The 17346-nt window shown below is 68.5% G+C and carries 18 protein-coding genes; 13 read left to right on the top strand and 5 right to left on the bottom strand.

Features of this window, described 5'->3' with window-relative positions:
• Nucleotides 1-82: 82 nt before the first annotated feature.
• From ACFYRX_RS38555 to ACFYRX_RS38535, 5 genes are all read left to right on the top strand, one after another.
• A complete protein-coding gene (locus tag ACFYRX_RS38555) occupies nt 83-1090 on the top strand; it encodes an ABC transporter permease (RefSeq protein WP_389110575.1) in 1008 nt (335 codons plus the stop codon).
• 70 nt (nt 1091-1160) lie between these two features.
• The gene (locus tag ACFYRX_RS38550; RefSeq protein WP_389110572.1) at nt 1161-2951 is read left to right on the top strand and encodes an ABC transporter substrate-binding protein; all 1791 of its coding nucleotides are present in this window, start codon (nt 1161-1163) and stop codon (nt 2949-2951) included.
• Between the two features lie 111 nt (nt 2952-3062).
• Nucleotides 3063-4061: an ABC transporter permease gene (locus tag ACFYRX_RS38545; protein WP_389110569.1), complete on the top strand. Its 999-nt coding sequence runs from the start codon at nt 3063-3065 to the stop codon at nt 4059-4061.
• Nucleotides 4058-5155: an ABC transporter ATP-binding protein gene (locus ACFYRX_RS38540; RefSeq protein WP_389110566.1), complete on the top strand. Its 1098-nt coding sequence runs from the start codon at nt 4058-4060 to the stop codon at nt 5153-5155. The genes ACFYRX_RS38545 and ACFYRX_RS38540 overlap by 4 nt, the downstream gene beginning before the upstream one ends.
• Before the next feature lie 14 nt (nt 5156-5169).
• On the top strand, nt 5170-6396 hold the full coding sequence (locus tag ACFYRX_RS38535; RefSeq protein WP_389110848.1) for an ABC transporter ATP-binding protein: 1227 nt from the start codon (nt 5170-5172) through the stop codon (nt 6394-6396).
• A gap of 86 nt (nt 6397-6482) precedes the next feature.
• Here ACFYRX_RS38535 and ACFYRX_RS38530 read toward each other — a convergent pair whose 3' ends face one another.
• Both ACFYRX_RS38530 and ACFYRX_RS38525 read right to left on the bottom strand, forming a co-directional pair.
• Nucleotides 6483-6797 carry a hypothetical protein gene (locus tag ACFYRX_RS38530; RefSeq protein WP_389110563.1) on the bottom strand — a complete coding sequence of 105 codons (315 nt, stop codon included), beginning with the start codon at nt 6795-6797 and terminating at the stop codon, nt 6483-6485.
• A gap of 152 nt (nt 6798-6949) precedes the next feature.
• Nucleotides 6950-7453, bottom strand: a complete 504-nt coding sequence (locus tag ACFYRX_RS38525; RefSeq protein ID WP_389110561.1) for a hypothetical protein — start codon at nt 7451-7453, stop codon at nt 6950-6952.
• A gap of 316 nt (nt 7454-7769) precedes the next feature.
• On the opposite strand from ACFYRX_RS38525, the gene ACFYRX_RS38520 reads away from it, so the two are divergent.
• On the top strand, nt 7770-9161 hold the full coding sequence (locus ACFYRX_RS38520) for a M1 family metallopeptidase (protein WP_389110558.1): 1392 nt from the start codon (nt 7770-7772) through the stop codon (nt 9159-9161).
• Nucleotides 9162-9184: 23 nt separating this feature from the next.
• Nucleotides 9185-9841 carry a trimeric intracellular cation channel family protein gene (locus ACFYRX_RS38515; RefSeq protein WP_389110555.1) on the top strand — a complete coding sequence of 219 codons (657 nt, stop codon included), beginning with the start codon at nt 9185-9187 and terminating at the stop codon, nt 9839-9841.
• Here the strand turns inward: ACFYRX_RS38515 and ACFYRX_RS38510 are convergent.
• The gene (locus tag ACFYRX_RS38510) at nt 9750-10970 is read right to left on the bottom strand and encodes an alpha/beta hydrolase (RefSeq protein ID WP_389110552.1); all 1221 of its coding nucleotides are present in this window, start codon (nt 10968-10970) and stop codon (nt 9750-9752) included. The genes ACFYRX_RS38515 and ACFYRX_RS38510 overlap by 92 nt on opposite strands.
• A 147-nt stretch (nt 10971-11117) precedes the next feature.
• On the opposite strand from ACFYRX_RS38510, the gene ACFYRX_RS38505 reads away from it, so the two are divergent.
• Together ACFYRX_RS38505 and ACFYRX_RS38500 are read left to right on the top strand one after the other, a co-directional pair.
• Complete coding sequence (locus tag ACFYRX_RS38505; protein ID WP_389110549.1) at nt 11118-11972, top strand: thioesterase family protein; 855 nt, start codon at nt 11118-11120, stop codon at nt 11970-11972.
• A gap of 197 nt (nt 11973-12169) precedes the next feature.
• Nucleotides 12170-12538: a hypothetical protein gene (locus tag ACFYRX_RS38500; protein WP_389110547.1), complete on the top strand. Its 369-nt coding sequence runs from the start codon at nt 12170-12172 to the stop codon at nt 12536-12538.
• A gap of 87 nt (nt 12539-12625) precedes the next feature.
• On the opposite strand, the gene ACFYRX_RS38495 is transcribed toward ACFYRX_RS38500, so the two are convergent.
• Nucleotides 12626-13252: a TetR family transcriptional regulator gene (locus ACFYRX_RS38495; protein ID WP_389110545.1), complete on the bottom strand. Its 627-nt coding sequence runs from the start codon at nt 13250-13252 to the stop codon at nt 12626-12628.
• 145 nt (nt 13253-13397) lie between these two features.
• Between ACFYRX_RS38495 and ACFYRX_RS38490 the strand changes: the two genes are divergently transcribed.
• The 4 genes from ACFYRX_RS38490 (at nt 13398) to ACFYRX_RS38475 (ending at nt 15526) form a co-directional block, all read left to right on the top strand.
• Nucleotides 13398-13562 carry a hypothetical protein gene (locus tag ACFYRX_RS38490; RefSeq protein WP_389110542.1) on the top strand — a complete coding sequence of 55 codons (165 nt, stop codon included), beginning with the start codon at nt 13398-13400 and terminating at the stop codon, nt 13560-13562.
• Nucleotides 13563-13610: 48 nt separating this feature from the next.
• Entirely contained in the window at nt 13611-13886 is a 276-nt protein-coding gene (locus ACFYRX_RS38485) for a DUF4190 domain-containing protein (RefSeq protein WP_389110539.1), read from the top strand.
• A gap of 66 nt (nt 13887-13952) precedes the next feature.
• Nucleotides 13953-15122, top strand: coding sequence for a cysteine desulfurase family protein (locus tag ACFYRX_RS38480; protein ID WP_389110536.1), 1170 nt, complete (start codon nt 13953-13955; stop codon nt 15120-15122).
• A gap of 26 nt (nt 15123-15148) precedes the next feature.
• Nucleotides 15149-15526 carry a DUF1304 family protein gene (locus ACFYRX_RS38475; RefSeq protein WP_389110533.1) on the top strand — a complete coding sequence of 126 codons (378 nt, stop codon included), beginning with the start codon at nt 15149-15151 and terminating at the stop codon, nt 15524-15526.
• A gap of 197 nt (nt 15527-15723) precedes the next feature.
• Here ACFYRX_RS38475 and ACFYRX_RS38470 read toward each other — a convergent pair whose 3' ends face one another.
• Nucleotides 15724-17271 carry a multicopper oxidase family protein gene (locus ACFYRX_RS38470; protein ID WP_389110531.1) on the bottom strand — a complete coding sequence of 516 codons (1548 nt, stop codon included), beginning with the start codon at nt 17269-17271 and terminating at the stop codon, nt 15724-15726.
• Nucleotides 17272-17346: the final 75 nt, after the last annotated feature.

Below are 17346 nucleotides of genomic sequence, written 5' to 3'. Positions count from 1 at the left end.
TCCCCATGTACAACGGACTGATCATGCCGCTACAGCGGCAAGTGTGGGCCGGCTACCGCCGGTTGAGAGGGGTCCCTGCCAGATGACGGCACCATTGCACGAGCCGACCGCGGAAGCGGCCCCGAGCGCGGCCGAGGAGGCGGCGGTCGCCGCCGCCGGAATGAAGGCCGTACAGGGACGTTCCCTGGGCCGGATCGCCTGGGAGCGTCTCAAACGGGACAAACTCGCCCTCGCGGGCGGCATCGTCGTCCTTGTCCTCATCGTGGTCGCGCTGTTCGCCCCCCTGATCGCCAGCCTGTACGGGCAGGACCCCGACGCCTACCACGAGAGCCTGATCGACCCGCTGTTCAGTACCCCGAAGGGATCCCTGGGCGGGATCAGCGGGGATCACTGGCTCGGCGTCGAGCCGGTCAACGGCCGCGACATCTTCGCCCGTGTCCTCTACGGCGCCCGGATCTCGCTCCTCGTCGGCTTCCTGTCCGCGATCGTCGCCGTCGTCCTCGGCACGATCCTCGGCGTCCTGGCCGGCTTCTTCGGCGGCTGGGTCGACTCGGTCATCAGCCGGGTCATGGACGGCCTGCTGGCCTTCCCGCAGCTTCTGTTCATCATCGCGCTCGTCTCCGTCATGCCGAACGAGATGCTCGGCCTGAGCGGCTCCAGCGTCCGGGTGTTCGTGATGATCCTGGTCATCGGCTTCTTCGGCTGGCCCTACATCGGACGCGTGGTGCGCGGCCAGACGTTCTCGATGCGTGAGCGCGAGTACGTGGAGGCCGCCCGATCGCTGGGCGCCGGGCGGTTCTACATCCTCATCAAGGAACTGCTGCCCAACCTCGTCGCGCCGATCATCGTGTACACGACGATGATGATCCCCACCAACATCCTCACCGAGGCGGCGCTCAGCTTCCTGGGCGTGGGCGTCAAGCCCCCCACGTCCTCCTGGGGGCAGATGCTCTCCACCGCGATCGACTACTACGACTCGGACCCCATGTACATGGTCGTCCCCGGCGTCGCGATCTTCATCACTGTTCTGGCCTTCAACCTCTTCGGCGACGGCGTGCGGGACGCGCTGGACCCGAAGGCTTCCCGCTGAAACGCCACACCCTCAAGCGTCCCGTGGCACTGACACGGGGTCTCTCATCTAATCCGGAGGATCCGAGATCGTGACTACCCAACGCACCACAGGGCGGCGTAAGCAGGCGCTGGCCGCCGCCGCCGCGGTCGCCGGCATGCTGACCATGGCGGCGTGCGGCGGCGGCAGCGACAACGAGGGGTCGAAGAGCGGCGCGGCTGGCTTCGACGCCGCGAACAACAAGGTCGCCCAGGCCTCGCTGGTCAAGAAGGGCGGCACGCTGAAGTTCGTCACCTCGCAGGACGCCGACTCGTGGGACACCACGCGTGGTTACTACGGCTTCATGTGGGACTTCGCGCGCTACTACAGCCGTCAGCTGCTCACGTACAAGACCGAGCCGGGCGCCAAGGGTGCCGAGGTCACGCCCGACCTCGCCACGGACGAGGGCCAGGTCTCGTCCGACGGCAAGACGTACACGTTCCACCTGCGTGACGGCATCACCTGGGAGGACGGCAAGGCCATCACCTCCCAGGACATCAAGTACGGCATCGAGCGCGTCTGGGCGCAGGACGTCCTGTCCGGCGGCCCGATCTACCTGCAGCAGATGCTCGACCCCAAGGGCACCTACAAGGGTCCGTACAAGGACACCTCCGCGGACAAGCTCGGTCTGAAGGCGATCGACACACCCGACGCCAAGACGATCGTCTTCCACCTGCCCACCGCGAACTCCGACTTCAAGCAGGTCCTGGCGATGGTCTCGGCCTCGCCGGTCCGCCAGGACATGGACACCAAGTCCAAGTACGGCCTGAAGCCGTTCTCCTCCGGCCCGTACAAGTTCCAGTCGTACAGCCCGGGCAAGTCGCTGGTCCTGGTCCGCAACACCAACTGGAAGGCGTCCTCGGACCCGGTCCGGAAGGCGTACCCGGACAAGATCACCATGGACATCTCCAGCAACCAGAGCGACATGGACCAGCGCCTGATCAACGGCGACTACGACATCGACGCCAGCCAGACCGGTCTCGGCCCGCAGGGCCGCCAGATCGCCCTGAAGCAGCACAAGGCCAACCTGGACAACCCGGTGTCCGGCTTCATCCGCTACGCGGTCTTCCCGCAGAGCGTCAAGCCGTTCGACAACATCGAGTGCCGCAAGGCCGTCATCTACGCCGCCGACCACGTGTCGCTGCAGACCGCGCGCGGTGGCCCCGTCGCCGGTGGTGACATCGGCACCAACATGCTCCCGCCGTCGGTCCCCGGCGCCGAGGGCCAGAAGTACGACCCGTACAAGGCCGCCGGTGAGAACAAGAACGGCAACGACACGCTGGCCAAGGAAGCGCTGAAGGCCTGCGGTCAGCCGAACGGCTTCAAGACCACCATCGCCGTCCGCAACAACAAGCAGCAGGAGGTGGCCACGGCCACGTCCCTGCAGGCGTCGCTGAAGAAGGTCGGCATCCAGGCCGACATCTACCAGTACGACGGCTCGCAGAGCTCCGGCATCATCGGCAGCCCCTCGAACGTCGCGAAGAAGAAGCTCGGCATCATCATCATGGGCTGGGGTCCGGACTTCCCGACCGTCCAGGGCTACGGCATCCCGCTGTGGAGCAGCAAGTACATCCTGCAGAGCGGCAACAACAACTTCGCTCTGATCAAGGACAAGACGATCGACGGTCTGTTCGACCAGTACAACGCCGAACTGAACGAGTCGAAGAAGACGCAGATCGCCACGGACATCAACCACAAGGTGAGCGAGGGCGCGTACTACCTGCCCTTCACCTTCGAGCGGCTCCTGAACTGGCGCTCCTCGCGGATCGCCAACGTGTACACGACGAACGCGTTCAGCGGCTACTACGACTTCGTCAACATCGGTCTGAAGTCCACGAAGTAATCCCGGCACACCCGCCGTACGGCACGAAAGGCAGGTGAAGGCCGGCGCGGCGGGGCCGCGGGCCACCGGAAGACCTCCGGCGGCCCGCGGTCCCGCAGCGGGCCGTTAGCTGTGCTCGCTTATCTCCTCAGGCGGCTGTTCGCCGCCGCAGTGATGCTCGTGGTCATCATCCTGGTGGTCTTCAGCATCTTCTTCCTCGTCCCCAAGTGGGCGGGCGTGGACATCGCCACGAGCTTCGTGGGCAAGCAGGCCGACCCGGCTTCTGTCCAAGCGGTCAGTGTGAAGCTGGGCCTGAACGACCCGATCTTCATTCAGGTCTGGCACTTCTTCAAGGGCATCTTCGTGGGCCGCACCTACGCGGCCGGCGGCGATGTCACCCACTGCGCCGCGCCGTGCTTCGGTTACTCCTTCCGCAGCGAGCAGGGCGTCTGGCCGGTGCTGACCGACCGCTTCCCGGTGACCCTGGGTCTCGCGCTCGGCGCCGCCGTACTGTGGCTCGTCTTCGGTGTCTCGGCCGGTGTGCTCTCCGCCCTCAAGCGGGGCAGCCTGTGGGACCGCGGCGCGATGGTCGTCGCCCTCGGCGGTGTGTCCCTGCCGATCTACTTCACCGGTCTGCTCTCGTTGGCGATCTTCAGCTACGGACTGGGCTGGATCGACGGCAAGTACGTGCCACTCGACGAGAGCGTCACCGGCTACCTCGGCGGCATGATCCTGCCCTGGGTCACCCTCGCGTTCCTGTATGCGGCGATGTACGCCCGGATCACCCGCGCCACCATGCTGGAGATCCTCGGCGAGGACTACATCCGCACGGCACGCGCGAAGGGACTCACGGAGCAGGTCGTCATCGGCAAGCACGCCATGCGCTCGACGATGACGCCCATCCTGACCATGCTCGGCATGGACCTCGGCGCCCTCATCGGCGGCGCGATCCTGACCGAGACGACGTTCAGCCTGCCCGGCCTCGGCCAGGCCGTGCTGAACGCCATCAAGACGCAGGACCTGCCCATCATCCTGGGCGTCACCCTGATCACTTCTCTCGCGGTGCTGATCGCCAACCTCGTGGTCGACGTCCTGTACGCCGTGATCGACCCCCGAGTGAGGCTCACATGACGGAACTGAGCAAGAGCGGAGCAGCCGTCGGCGAGCCCACCGGCACCTCGCCCGCACCGACGTCCTTCCTGGAAGTGCGCGACCTCAAGGTGCACTTCCCGACCGACGACGGTCTGGTGAAGTCCGTCGACGGTCTCTCCTTCACGCTGGAGAAGGGCAAGACCCTCGGCATCGTGGGCGAGTCGGGCTCCGGCAAGTCGGTGACCTCGCTCGGCATCATGGGCCTGCACACCGCCGGCCAGTACGGCAAGCGCAAGGCCCAGATCTCCGGCGAGATCTGGCTGGACGGCACGGAGCTGCTCAGCGCCGACCCGGACGAGGTGCGCAAGCTGCGCGGCCGCGAGATGTCCATGATCTTCCAGGACCCGCTGTCCGCGCTGCACCCGTACTACACGATCGGCCAGCAGATCGCGGAGGCGTACCGGATCCACCACAAGGTCGACAAGAAGACCGCGAAGAGGCGCGCGGTCGAGATGCTCGACCGGGTGGGTATCCCGCAGCCGGACAAGCGGGTGGACAACTACCCGCACGAGTTCTCCGGGGGTATGCGCCAGCGCGCGATGATCGCGATGTCGCTGGTCAACAACCCCGAGCTGCTCATCGCGGACGAGCCGACCACCGCCCTGGACGTGACCGTCCAGGCGCAGATCCTCGACCTGATCCGGGACCTGCAGACGGAGTTCGGCTCGGCGGTCATCATCATCACCCACGACCTGGGCGTCGTCGCCGAACTCGCCGACGACATCCTGGTGATGTACGGCGGCCGCTGCGTGGAGCGGGGGTCCGCCGAGAAGGTGTTCTACGAGCCTCGCCACCCCTACACCTGGGGCCTGCTCGGCTCGATGCCGCGCCTGGACCGTGAGCAGCAGGAGCGCCTGATCCCGGTCAAGGGCTCCCCGCCCTCGCTGATCAACGTCCCGTCCGGCTGCGCCTTCAACCCGCGCTGCCCGTACGCCGACATCCCCAAGGATGACGTGACCCGCACTGTTCGCCCCGAACTCACCGAGGTCGGCAGCCGGCACTGGGCCGCCTGCCATATGAGCAAGGAGCAGCGGGAGCGCATCTGGACCGAAGAGATTGCGCCGAAGCTGTGAGTGACGAGAAAGCGGTGACGACTCCCGCGCAGAGCGAGGACACCCGTCGGGCCGACGGCGAGGTGCTGCTGAAGGTCACCGGCCTGCAGAAGCACTTCCCGATCAAGAAGGGCCTGCTCCAGCGTCAGGTCGGCGCGGTGCACGCCGTCGACGGCATCGACTTCGAGGTCCGGGCCGGTGAGACGCTCGGAGTCGTGGGCGAGTCCGGCTGCGGCAAGTCGACGATGGGCCGGCTGATCACCCGGCTGCTCGAACCGACCGGTGGCACGGTCGAGTTCGAGGGCAAGGACATCACCCACCTCGGCGTGAGTGGCATGCGTCCGATGCGCCGCGACGTCCAGATGATCTTCCAGGACCCCTACTCCTCGCTGAACCCGCGCCACACCATCGGCACGATCATCGGCGCTCCCTTCAAGCTGCAGGGCGTCGCACCCGAGGGCGGGATCAAGAACGAGGTCCAGCGGCTCCTGTCGGTGGTCGGCCTCAACCCCGAGCACTACAACCGCTATCCGCACGAGTTCTCCGGCGGTCAGCGCCAGCGCATCGGTATCGCCCGCGCGCTCGCCCTGAAGCCGAAGCTGGTGGTGGCGGACGAGCCGGTCTCCGCGCTGGACGTGTCGATCCAGGCCCAGGTGGTGAACCTGCTCGACGACCTCCAGAAGGAGCTCGGCCTGACCTACGTGATCATCGCGCACGACCTCTCCGTCGTCCGGCACGTCTCGGACCGGATCGCGGTGATGTACCTCGGCAAGATCGTCGAGCTGGCCGATCGCGAGTCGCTGTACAGGGCGCCGATGCACCCGTACACCAAGGCGCTCATGTCGGCGGTGCCGATTCCGGACCCGAGGCGCCGCAACGCCGAGAGCGAGCGCATCCTGCTCAAGGGCGACGTGCCCTCGCCGATCTCCCCGCCGACCGGCTGCCGGTTCCACACCCGGTGCTGGAAGGCGACGAATATCTGCACGACGACCGAGCCGAAGCTCACGGAGCTGAAGCCCGGGCAGCAGGTGGCCTGCCACCACCCGGAGAACTTCGAGGACCAGGCCCCGCAGGACACCGTGCTGCTGACGGTCGCCAAGGAGGCGGCCGAACTGGTCGCGGACGAGGTGCTCGCGGAGTCGGCGGAGACCTCGGCCGCGGTGGCGGCGGAGATCGCCGGGACGGAGGTTCCGGCGGAGGCCGAGAACACCGAGAACACCGACAACACCGAGAACCAGGAGCCGACCGACAAGCAGAGCTGATCGCTGGTCGAGGCGCGTAGCGAAAGGGCCGGCAGGGGCAACCCTGCCGGCCCTTTCGCTACGCGCCCGGTGGAGACCGCCTGGTCCTATCCCCAGACCAGCAGCCGCCAAGCCACGGACGGTTGCACCGCGAGCCGCATCACCCGGTCGCTCTTCGCGCCGGTGAATCCCGTGGTGTACGCCGCCGTGGCGTTGCAACCGGCCACGTCGAGGACCGGACCGCCGGACCCGTCGGTCACCTTCGCCGCGCCGGGCCCCAGACAGATCAACCGCACCGTGATCGGTGTGCCCGACTTCGCCAGAGGTACCTCGATCCGCTGGGCACCCTGGCCGCTCCGCGCCACCAGCAGCTTCCCGGGCGGAGCCGGTGACTTGAGGGATTCCAACGGCGGCAGTCGCATTTCCGCGACCGCTGAGGCGTGTGCCGCAGAGGGCGACGGAGATTTCAGCGCCGAGGAATCCGTGTCACTGCATCCCGCCACAGCCAGCAAAGCGGAGGACAGTACGGCCATGCGTGCCGCGTATTGCGAAAAGCGGGCTCCGGTGACGGAGGTCATCCCTTGGTGCTCCAGAATGCCGGAATGTGGTACGGGAGTTTCGCGGTCCCCTTGCGCACGATCACCCATTTGCACCCTGCGCCGTAGTGGCCGTAATTCCAGCTGACCGTGTCCCGGTCGGCGCCGGCGTGGAGGTATCCCTTCCGCCAGGAGCTCGGTACCTTCCAGCTGTCCGAGTAGGTGACGGATGCCGTCATCGTGAGTGCGATCGAGGCCGTCACGGTCTGCTTGGCGCTGGCGACGATCGCGCTCTCCTCGGTCTGCAGGGAGCCGCTGATGGTGCCGGTGATCGAGGTGCCGGCGGTGAGGCTGATACCGAGCGTGTGTCCGCCCGGCGCGCTGGACGGAGGCACCATCCCGATCCGGGAGGACTTGGGGGAGCCGAACTGATAAGACCTCTCCGTGCCGCAGTTCATCGGATGTGCCGTTGTGGACGCGGCGGCCTGGGCGGAGGTCGTGCCCAGGGCGATCAAAGAGACCATCGCCGCACCGACGGTCATCGTTCTCGCGTAGTGCGTCAAAGTTTTTCCCTCGTTAAGGAATGGGGGAGAACCGTCAGCCACCCCGTGTGGTGACTCCCCCTCTGAGCGTGAACCTAGGGCATGGTTCACTTGCCGCAGTAGGGGCTTTGCGATCTTCTTGCCATCGTTTTATCGATAAGCTCAAATAAACCTCAATTAAATCCCTGTGGGAATTCGCGCCACTACCGGTTTCCGTGTTCGGTGACGAGTTGGCAAAGTCATGGACATGACTGAATGAGGGCGTGCAGAGTCTCCTGTGTCCGACTTATCGGTACACGCGCGAAAGGGACGACTCATGGCACTCTCCCGTTCGGCACGCTGGGGGGCCCTGGTGACCGCCGCGGCCTCCTCCTTAGTCATCGCCGCTGCCCCGGGACCGACCCCCGGAGCCCCCGGCACAGGCGACACCTACTTCCCGAACCTCGGCAACGGCGGCTTCGACGCCCGGCACTACACGCTCGACGTGGCGTACAACCCGGACACCGACCGCCTGGACGGCCGTACGACACTCACCGCCCGCGCCACCCAGAACCTCTCGTCCTTCGACCTGGACCTGCAGAAACTCGAGGTCACCGGAGTCGAAGTGAACGGCAGACGGGCCCAGTTCACGCGGGACGGCGACGAGATCCGCATCACCCCGCGCCAATCCCTGTCCAAGGGCCATGACTTCACGGTCGCCGTCACCTACGGAGGCGTCCCGGAACCCCTCAGCGGTCCCATCGTCTTCGGCTCCGACTACGGCTGGATGAAGACCACCGACGGTGTCTTCGTCGCCTGTGAACCCAACGCCGCCTCCACCTGGTTCCCGTCCAGCGACCACCCCTCGGACAAGGCCACCTACGACATCCGTATCAAGACCCCCAAAGGCCTGACCGCGGTCTCCAACGGCCGGCTGGTGTCGACGTACGACAAGGGCGGCTCGACGTACACCCACTGGCGCGAGAAGAAGCCGATGGCGACCTATCTCGCGACCGCCACCATCGGGAAGTTCGACGTCCGCACCGGGAAGACCCCCGGCGGCATACCCATATACACCGCCATCGACCCGGTGCTGCAGAACAGCAACAACGTCGACGTGTACGGCGTCACCGCCGAGGCCACCGACTACTGGTCGCAGGTCTTCGGGCCGTATCCCTTCGAGGAGACCGGCGCGATCGTCGACGACATGCCGCAGGCGGGGTTCTCGCTGGAGGTGCAGTCCAAGCCGGTCTACTCGGCGGTGCGCAACGAGACGACGATCGTGCACGAGCTCGCCCACCAGTGGTTCGGCGACTCGGTGAGCGTGGCGGACTGGAAGGACATCTGGCTCAACGAGGGCTTCGCCACCTACTCCCAGTGGCTGTGGGCCGAACACCGGGGCACCCGCAGTGCCCACGACTCCTTCATCGCCGGCTACGACGCCCGCCCCGCCGACAACGCCTTCTGGCAGATCACCGTAGGCGACCCGCAGCGCGACACGATGTTCGCGTCCGCGGTCTACCAGCGGGGTGCCATGACCCTCCAGGTGCTGCGCGAACGCATCGGCGACAAGGCCTTCTTCAAGCTGCTGCCGGCCTGGACGAAGCTGCACCGCTACGGCAACGCGAACACGGCCGACTTCATCCGCCTCGCCGAGAAGGTCAGCGGACAGCAACTGGACGACCTGTTCGGGACATGGCTGTTCACGACGGGCAAACCGGCCCTGTAGCAGCCCCTGCGCAAGAATGCGGTGTGCTCCAGCAACTGTTCAGTCCCTCCGTCCAGCACACGCTCGACCTCGTCGGGATCTTCGTGTTCGCCATCTCCGGCGCGTTGCTGGCCGTCCGCAAGAACTTCGACGTCTTCGGCATCGCCGTCCTCGCCGAGGTCACCGCGCTGGGCGGAGGGCTGTTCCGGGACCTGATCATCGGCGCGGTGCCGCCCGCCGCCTTCACGGACCTCGGCTACTTCATCACCCCGCTCCTGGCCGCCCTGCTGGTCTTCTTCCTGCATCCGCACGTGGAGCGCATCCAGGTCGGCGTGAACGTGTTCGACGCGGCAGGACTCGGCCTGTTCTGCGTCGCCGGGACGACGAAGGCGTACGAGTACGGGCTCGGCCTCACCCAGTCCGTCATCCTCGGCCTGGCCACCGCCGTCGGGGGCGGTGTCCTGCGCGACGTGCTGGCCAACGAGGTGCCCTCGCTGCTGCGCTGGGACCGTGACCTGTACGCGGTTCCGGCGATCGTCGGCGCCACCCTGGTCGTCCTGTGCATCCGCTACGACGCCCTCACCCCGTTGACCAGCGGGCTCGCGGCCCTCACCGCCTTCGTACTGCGTCTGCTCGCGATGCGGTTCCACTGGCGAGCTCCGCGGGCGTGGAACCGGCGGTCGACCGTGCGTGAGGAGTAGCGCCCGCCCGGCCGTGCAGCAGCCCCATCTCCTCGGTCAGCCAGCGGAACGCCGGGACCACCTGCGGCCGCCACAGCGCCATGTTGTGGCCGCCCGCGCTCTTCGGGATGTAGACGACGTGCACGGTCGTCGGCGCCTTCGCCGCCTGTTCGAGGCCCATGGCCGCCTCGTAGCCGTCGCCCGGCTGACCTGACTCGTAGAGCGCGATCGCGGGCGGGGTGCGGGCCTCGCGCAGCAGCAGGTAGGGGTTGTTGGCGCGGCGCAGGGCGGGGGTCTCGGAGGCCAGCGAGTTGCGTTCGCCGATCGGGTCGTTGTAGCCGGACATGCTGACCGCGGCCCGGTAGCGGTCGGGATGGGCGACGGCGAGCTTGGTCGCGCAGTGCCCGCCGGCCGAGTACCCGGCCACCGCCCAGCCCGTCGGCCCGGCCTGGGCACGGAAGTTGTCCGTGACCATCTTCTGCACGTCGACGCTGAGCCAGGTGTCCGCGTTCACCGTGCCGGTGATGTTGGCGCATCCGGTGTCCACCCCGGCCAGCAGGTTCATGCGCGGCGCGACCAGGATGAACGGCGCCACCCTGCCGTCCCGCATCAGCGGCCGCAGCTGGTTCACCGCGTGCAGCGAGCCGAACCATGCCTTCGCCGAGCCCGGATAGCCCGACAGCAACTCCACTACGGGGAACCTGTGGTGCCGGTAGGCGGGCCGGCCGTACTGCGGCGGCAGCCAGACGTAGACCTCGGCGTTCACGCCCGACACCCGGCCCTTGAGCTGGGTCACCCGCACGCCCTTCATGCCGGGGCCACCGGCGTTCGTGAAATGCTGCTTCACCCTGGGCAATCGTTTCAGCGCGATGCCGCCGGTGCCGTCGGCGCCCAGGTTCGCGGCCTGCTGGACGTGGTTGCCGGTGCCGAGCAGGTCGGCCCAACTGTCGTACAGGTTGTTCTGGTTGTTGACCAGCACGAAGACGAGGGCGACGGCCGTGCCCTGGGCGAACAGCACCATCAGCAGCCGGGCCACGGCGCGCAGGGCGCGGTGCCCCGTGATGCGCGACCACAGGGCGAGCGGAAGCACGACGGCGACGACCGACAGCACGATCAGGAGGTACAGGAACGCGGTCCCGGTGAGGCTCATGCCCTGGTAGAGGGGGCGGACCGGGCATCGGTTTACGGACGTGTGCGGACACTTACCAGGAAATTGCCCGGGTCTCACCTGGCACGTACCTGTGGGCGCGGTGAGGAAAAGCTACCGCTTAGTAGTTAGTTGTTGTACCGTTCAGGCATGCCAGAAGCAGCCTCCGCCACGCGCGCCACGATCGGTGACAGCGAGTTCGACCGGGACACCGCGCTCACCCGCCGCGCACCCGGCGTCTACGACATCGACCTCTCCGCGGGCTGGACGATCATCAGCGCCGTCAACGGCGGCTATCTGCTGGCGGTCCTGGGCCGCGCCCTCGCGGACGCCCTGCCGCACTCCGACCCGTTCACGATCTCCGCGCACTACCTGACCGCGTCCCAGCCGGGCCCCGCGGTCGTCCGCACGGACGTCGTGCGCACCGGCCGCACCCTCTCCACCGGCCAGGCCTCGCTCTTCCAGTACGACGAGCAGGGCAACGAGATCGAACGCATCCGCGTCCTCGCCTCCTACGGCGACCTCGACTCCCTGCCCGACGACGTCCGTACGGCGGCGAAACCGCCCGCGTTCCCGCCGATGGACCAGTGCTTCGGTCCCGAGGACGGCCCGTCCCCCGTCGACGGCAGCTCGGCCATCACCGAGCGGCTGATGCTCAAGCTGGACCCCTCCACCCTCGGCTGGGCTCTCGGCGCGCCCTCCGGCAAGGGGGAGATGCGCTCGTGGTTCGGGCTTGCCGACGGCCGGGACTCCGACCCCTTCTCACTGCTCCTGGCGGTGGACGCGCTGCCGCCCACCGCCTTCGAGATCGGCCTGAAGGGCTGGGTGCCGACGGTCGAGCTGACCGTGCACGTCAGGTCCCGTCCGGCCCCCGGGCCCCTGCGCGTCTCCATCACCACCCGCAACCTCGCCGGCGGCTTCCTGGAGGAGGACGCCGAGGTCTGGGACAGCGAGGACCGGCTGGTCGCGCAGTCGCGGCAGCTGGCCCGCGTCAGGCTCGCCTGAGCGCGGTCCGCCTCTGTCACGGGCTTGTACCAGGGAGTAAGTGAGGCATCCGTCCAGAACCCCAGGTCAGGCGGGTCGCTTGAGGCGTGCTTTGCCTCGCCCACAGGCGGGGGACAGCGCGGGCTCAAGGAAGCCCTAAGGGCCGTTGGTTGAGTTCCTGGCCTCAGGACTTACTCATCCTCCTGGAGCGGTCTCTCATGAAGCGTGTGCGTCTCCTCCCCGCCGTGGCCCTGTTGGCGCTCTCGCCCCTCGCCCTGGTGGCGTGCGGCTCGAGCGACTCGACGTCGACCTCCAACAGCGGCACCTCGGGCTCGCAGAACTGTCAGGCGCCCACCCGCAACGCGTCCGGGAGGCCGAGCGGTGCCCCCTCCGGCATGCGCAGCGGGCGGCCGTCGGGAGCCCCCAGCGGCAACCCCTCGGGCATGCCGAGCGGTGGGCCCGGCGGCGGCAGGGGTGGCCAGGGCGGCGGCGGCATGCGGGGCGGTGGCTGCGGCGGCCCCGGTGGCGGCACGGTCCCGAGCGGCGCCCCCAGCGGCACCCCGAGCGCGGCGGCGACGAAGAGCTGACCCGGACGTCGTAGGAACGTCGTACGGATACGGCAGGGGCGGCACTCCCGGTGAACGGGGGTGCCGCCCCTGTGCGCTGTCGGCGGCTCAGCCGAGCCAGTGATGGCGGCCGATGCTGATGAGCCGCATCTGACGCTCCGCCACCTGGCAGACACGGGTCCGCTCCTCCTCCGAGGACTCCAGCGCCTCCAGGAACAGCGAGGCCGTGATCAGCATCTGGTCGACGTACAGGTTGGCCAGCATCAGCAGGTCGTCCTCGCTCCAGCCCTCGGACACCGGGTCCTTGGCCAGCTCGTCCTTCACCTCCTGGCCGAACCGGGCCAGTTGGTCGCGGATGGCCTCCCGCACCGGCTGCACCCCGCCATGTCGTTCGCGGGCGATGAAACGGACGTGGGCGGGGTACGCGTGCACATGGCCGGCGATCAACTCGATGGCGCGCTTGATGCGTTGGTCGTGGTCCTCGGCCGAGGACACCGTCGTCCGGATCAGCGGGTGCAGGCTGCCCAGCGCCTCCTCGACCAGGGCCGCCCCGAGATCCGCGATGGAGCGGAAGTGCCGGTAGAAGGCGGTCGGGGCGACACCGACGGCTCGGGTGACCTCGCGCAGGCCCAGGCTGCTCAGGCTCTGCTCCTCCAGCAGCCCGAGCGCCGCGTCCAGGAGTGACTGCCGGGTCTTCTGCTTCTGTGCCTGCCGGATACCGAGGGTGTGACTCATGTCATCCAGTTAACAACTGTTCTCCGTAATTGGAAAGCCGGGAGACGCGCTAGACTTCGGAGTCAGTGAACAACTGTAACCACAACTGTTCACTCAAACGTAACGCCAGTCGTACCACCAGTCGTATCGGAGGGGGATCCGTCCCATGTTGTTCCTCGTCGCCGCACTCATGCTGTTCGGCGTGGTCCTGGGCACCGTCGCCCACGCGCCGCTCACCCTCACCGCCGTCGCCGCCGCCGTCATCGCCGCCTGGCTCGGCATCTTCGCGCTCCGCGAGCGCAACGCCCGCCGCCGCACCCCGTCCCACTGACGTGCGTTCACCGTCCCCGTCCCACCGTCACCCGGAGCACTGATCACCATGCAGCTCACCGCTCAGGCCACCAGCCCCGCCACCCGCACCGGCGCCCGTGACGCCGACGGCATGGCCGTGGCGTCCTTCATCCTCGGACTCCTCGGCCTTCTCGTCCTGAACATCTTCCTCGGCCCGGTCGCCATCGTGCTGGCCTCGGTGGCCCTGTGGCGCGGCACCACCCGCCGCGGCCGTGCCTACCTGGGCCTCGGACTCGGTGTGGCCGACCTCCTGGTCCTGGTGGCCGCCATGCAGCTGGACAGCACGGTCTCCTGGAGCCTCTGAGCCGTCGTCACCGGCCGGTCCCTGACCTGAGGCCGCCCGGGTGCGCCCCGTAGAATCGGCGTCACCATGGCATACCTCGACCACGCCGCGACCACCCCGATGCTTCCCGAGGCGGTCGAGGCACTCAGCGCCCACCTCGGCGCCACCGGCAACGCCTCTTCCCTCCACGCATCCGGCCGCAAGGCCCGTCGCACGGTCGAGGAATCCCGCGAGACCCTCGCGGAGGCGCTCGGCGCCCGCCCCAGCGAGATCGTCTTCACCTCCGGCGGTACGGAGGCGGACAACCTCGCCGTGAAGGGCCTGTACTGGTCCCGGCGCGACGCGGACCCCGCAAGGACGCGGGTCCTCGCCAGCCCCGTCGAGCACCACGCCGTCCTCGACGCCGTCCACTGGCTTGGCGAACACGAGGGCGCCACCGTCGAGTACCTTCCCGTCGACGCGTACGGCCGGGTCCACCCGGGCGCCCTGCGCGAGGCGATCGCCCGCAACCCCGACGACGTCGCCCTCGCCACGGTCATGTGGGCCAACAACGAGATCGGCACGGTCCTGCCGGTCCGCGAACTCGCCGACGTGGCGCAGGAGTTCGGCGTCCCGCTGCACGCCGACGCGGTCCAGGCCTTCGGTCAGGTACCCGTCGACTTCGCCGCCTCCGGCCTCGCCGCGATGACGGTCTCCGGCCACAAGATCGGCGGCCCGTACGGCATCGGCGCCCTCGTCCTCGGCCGTGAGTGGACGCCCGTCCCCGTCCTGCACGGAGGCGGCCAGGAACGCCACGTCCGCTCCGGCACCCTCGACGTCCCCGCCATCGCCTCCTTCGCGGTGGCCGGCCGACTCGCCGCCGAGCAGCGCGAGTGGTTCGCCACCGAGATCGGCACCCTGCGCGACGCCCTGGTCGAGGCGGTCCGTACGGCCGTCCCCGACGCGATCCTCGGCGGCGACCCGGCACCGGGGGGCCGCCTTCCGGCCAACGCCCACTTCACGTTCCCGGGGTGCGAGGGCGACTCCCTGCTCCTCCTCCTGGACGCGCAGGGCATCGAGTGCTCCACCGGCTCCGCCTGCACCGCGGGCGTCGCCCAGCCCAGCCACGTCCTGCTGGCCACCGGCACCGACCCCGACCTGGCCCGCGGCACGCTCCGCTTCTCGCTCGGCCACACCTCCACGGAGACGGACGTGGAGGCGGTGGCGAAGGCCATCGGCCCGGTGGTGGAACGTGCCCGCGCGGCGGGGCTGACGTAAGGGCCCGGCAGCGGGACACTCCGGGCGTGAACCTCGTCTCGCAGGCCCTCGCCCTGTTCGCGGCCCTGACCCACCTCGTCGTCGGCACGCTGGAGCGCTTCTTCTACGACCGCACCGCCGTCCGCGTCTTCCTCACCACGTCCGCCGCCGACGCCCCCGAGGTCACGCTCTGGCGCTCGGGCGTCGCCGTCTACAACCTCCTCCTCGGGCTCGGTCTCGTCGCCGGAGTCGTCGCGCTCCACGCCGGCGAACCCACCGCGGGCCGCACCCTGATCCTCTACGTCTGCGCGCTTCTCATCGCCTCCGCGCTCGCCTTCGCCGCCTCCTTCCCGCAGCTGTGGCGCGGCGCCTTGGGCCAGGGTGTGCCGCCCGCGCTCGCGCTCCTGGCGGCGGCCGTCCTCTAGCGCCGGCATTGACCCGCCGGCATCGACCGGCCGACGGCGATCCGCCGGCGGTGATCAGGTCTGGTGGCCGGGTTCAGGGGAACCAGTCGACCGTGACCGCCATCAAAGACCTGGCCCCGTACGTCGGGCCGGGGGCTGCCGCCGGCACTTCCACTGCCGGCGGCGGCCTGCTGATGGGATCCGGCCGTCCGGTCCGGTCAGCTCTCCGTGACCATGAGGGACGCCATCATTCCCTCGTCCTCGTGCTGCAGCAGATGGCAGTGGAGCATGTACATGTAGGTGTCGTCGGCGAAGTCCGTGAACTCCATGGCGATCTTGATGGTGCCGCCGCCGACGACCTCGAAGGTGTCGTACCAGCCGAGTTCGACCCCGGTCGGATCCGCGCCGTTGATCGAGACGAGCTGATAGGGCACGTCGTGCAGATGGAACGAGTGCTCCAGCTGACTGGCGTTGGTGATCGTCCAGATCTCCTTGGCGCCCAGCGTCGTGCTGATCATGCTCATGCCGGTCATGGTGAGTCCGGCCGCACCGTTGATCTTCATCGTCGCACCGGTGTTGCTGAGGGTGATCGTGCGGGCGGTGAAGTCCGAGGTGTCGTACCGCTCGATGGTGTTGAGGGTGCTCGGAAGGTCGGCCGGGGTGTCGGTGCCGCCCGCCGCGACGGTGAGGAAGTCGTACGTGCCGGAGCCGCCTCGGATCCAGCCGGTCGTGATGACCGCCTGGAGCGTGACGTCGGCGCTGACGTCCATGACGAACTCGGCACGGGCGCCGGCCACCAGCCGGATGTTCTTCACCTCGGTCGCCTCGGCGAGATAACCCTGGTCGGTGGATATCTGCGTCAGCGTGCCGCCGTCGCTGCGCTGGAGGGTGATGATGTCCGAGGGGGAGGCGTTGAGTGCTCGGAAGCGGTTGCGGGTCTTCGTGGCGGAGAAGGCGAGCGTGGTGGCGTCGACGTTCTCGCCGTTCACCAGCAGGGGGTAGCTGAGGCCGGAGGTGAGGTAGCCGGCCTGGTCGTACTTGATGTCACCGGTGCTGTCCACGGCCAGGCACTGGAAGATCAGCGGGATGTCGTCCACGCCGTAGTCACTGGGCAGCGCCGCCGACGTGTCGGAGTCGTCCTCCACGATGATCATCCCCGCCAGGCCGTGGGTGGCCTGCTTGGCCGTCGTGCCCAGGGCGTGCGGGTGGTACCAGAGGGTCTTGGCCTCGTCCAGGACCGTGAAGGTGGGGGACCAGGTGGTGCCGGCGGCGAAGGCGTTCTGCGGGCCGCCGTCCGCCTTGGGCGGCACATGCGCGCCGTGGAAGTGGACGGTCGTGTCCTCGGACAGGCCGTTGGTGATGTTCAGCAGCACGGTGTCGCCCTTGGTCCACTTCATGGTGGGGCCGAGGAAGGACTGGTTGTAACCGGCGGTGGTGCTGGTGACGCCGCTGAGCACCTCGGCGGAGCCGGTCTGTGCCGCCAGGGTGAAGGTGGTGGTGCCGTCGGACGTGGTGCCCTCCAGCAGGTCCGGGATGGTGAGGGTGCCGTCCGTCGCGGCCGCCGCCTTGCTGCGGGTGCCCTCGGTCAGCAGGGAGAAGGCCGCTCCCGCCGCCCCGACGGCCCCCAGCCCGACCCCGGCCATCCCGCCGAGGAACTTCCTTCGGTGCAGCCCCTTGCGGCCGCCGCTGTCCTTGGTGTGCTCGCCCTTGGCCTGCTTGCCGTCTCGGGCGTGCGCGCCTCTGCCTGGCTCTGTGGTGTGTGTCATGGCCAGGGAGCTTCAGGCCACGGCCTGTGCGGACACTGAGGTCAAGCTGGGTGCGAGCCCGGGAGGCTGTGAAGG

This window comes from Streptomyces sp. NPDC005374, from assembly GCF_042872225.1.
GTDB lineage: Bacteria > Actinomycetota > Actinomycetes > Streptomycetales > Streptomycetaceae > Streptomyces.
The sequence above is the reverse complement of the archived record's forward strand: the minus strand, read 5'-3'. Positions and strand labels throughout refer to the sequence as shown.

What these genes read in the sequence shown, in the direction of transcription:
- ACFYRX_RS38555 (WP_389110575.1), top strand. Translation starts at nt 83, where the DNA reads ATGACGGCACCATTGCACGAGCCGACCGCGGAAGCGGCCCCGAGCGCG.
- ACFYRX_RS38540 (WP_389110566.1), top strand. Translation starts at nt 4,058, where the DNA reads ATGACGGAACTGAGCAAGAGCGGAGCAGCCGTCGGCGAGCCCACCGGC.
- ACFYRX_RS38530 (WP_389110563.1), bottom strand. Translation starts at nt 6,797, where the DNA reads ATGCGACTGCCGCCGTTGGAATCCCTCAAGTCACCGGCTCCGCCCGGG.
- ACFYRX_RS38525 (WP_389110561.1), bottom strand. Translation starts at nt 7,453, where the DNA reads ATGACCGTCGGTGCGGCGATGGTCTCTTTGATCGCCCTGGGCACGACC.
- ACFYRX_RS38520 (WP_389110558.1), top strand. Translation starts at nt 7,770, where the DNA reads ATGGCACTCTCCCGTTCGGCACGCTGGGGGGCCCTGGTGACCGCCGCG.
- ACFYRX_RS38510 (WP_389110552.1), bottom strand. Translation starts at nt 10,970, where the DNA reads ATGAGCCTCACCGGGACCGCGTTCCTGTACCTCCTGATCGTGCTGTCG.
- ACFYRX_RS38505 (WP_389110549.1), top strand. Translation starts at nt 11,118, where the DNA reads ATGCCAGAAGCAGCCTCCGCCACGCGCGCCACGATCGGTGACAGCGAG.
- ACFYRX_RS38500 (WP_389110547.1), top strand. Translation starts at nt 12,170, where the DNA reads ATGAAGCGTGTGCGTCTCCTCCCCGCCGTGGCCCTGTTGGCGCTCTCG.
- ACFYRX_RS38495 (WP_389110545.1), bottom strand. Translation starts at nt 13,252, where the DNA reads ATGAGTCACACCCTCGGTATCCGGCAGGCACAGAAGCAGAAGACCCGG.
- ACFYRX_RS38490 (WP_389110542.1), top strand. Translation starts at nt 13,398, where the DNA reads ATGTTGTTCCTCGTCGCCGCACTCATGCTGTTCGGCGTGGTCCTGGGC.
- ACFYRX_RS38485 (WP_389110539.1), top strand. Translation starts at nt 13,611, where the DNA reads ATGCAGCTCACCGCTCAGGCCACCAGCCCCGCCACCCGCACCGGCGCC.
- ACFYRX_RS38480 (WP_389110536.1), top strand. Translation starts at nt 13,953, where the DNA reads ATGGCATACCTCGACCACGCCGCGACCACCCCGATGCTTCCCGAGGCG.
- ACFYRX_RS38470 (WP_389110531.1), bottom strand. Translation starts at nt 17,271, where the DNA reads ATGACACACACCACAGAGCCAGGCAGAGGCGCGCACGCCCGAGACGGC.